At 49.4% G+C, this 795-nt stretch carries 1 protein-coding gene; it reads right to left on the bottom strand.

Annotation, left to right across the window (positions count from 1 at the left end; all coding sequences use genetic code 11):
* The coding region (locus R7Q11_RS25695; protein ID WP_225466940.1) for a glycoside hydrolase domain-containing protein at positions 1 to 795 on the bottom strand (795 nt) is incomplete at both ends.

Below are 795 nucleotides of genomic sequence, written 5' to 3'. Positions count from 1 at the left end.
TTGGGTATCCCATAGAGAGTAAACCGAGAAGTTTGGCTGTTCTTCCGTTGCTTGACCGTAAACGATGGAGTATTCCCCTTCGCCTTCACGAATCGAGCCTTTGCCCATGCCACGGAATCGACCATCCACGTCTTGATGCACCATAGGCGCAATCTTGGTGTGGTAAAGCGCAGTGTAGAAGATCTCTTTTTGATCTTCCGTGCCCCCTTCAATTGAGAAGTTGAGTGCTTTTGCCCATTTCTCACGCGCGTTGTTGCGCGCAGTATCGAAAGAGACATTCGCTTCGGCATCGTAGTTGTTTTCCGCGCCTTGTGGGTCAACCGCAGATAACGCCACTTGCGCATTCAACTCTTGTGAGCCTTCATCTTCAAATTCGATGTAGGCAGTAACGTCCGCTTTGACACGCTTAACTGGATTACCTTGGTCATCGTAAATCAATTCAGAAACGTGCTCTGCCGTTAGGCCGTCAACAGGCTTACCATTGGCAAGGATGTAGACGTCTTTGATCTTCTTATCGAAAGTCGCATAGAAGAAGATTTTTTGGTTTTTTGCCCAGCCAGAGAAGTGTGCTGCATCGCGCTCGCCCGTGATGGTATGACCGTCTTCGCTCACCGTCAGTTTGTTGCGCAGAGAGGTCGAACCCCAATCACTGTTAAGGATGGAGTTGAGGTCTATCTTCAAACGTTGTGGTTGACCTTGCGGGTAGGTGTAACGATGGAAGCCGACACGTTCAGACGCCGTAAGCTCAGCTTTGATACCGTTCTCTGCAATTTTCACCGAGTAGTAACCCGCTTC

This window comes from Vibrio sp. 970, assembly GCF_033339075.1.
The sequence above is the reverse complement of the archived record's forward strand: the minus strand, read 5'-3'. Positions and strand labels throughout refer to the sequence as shown.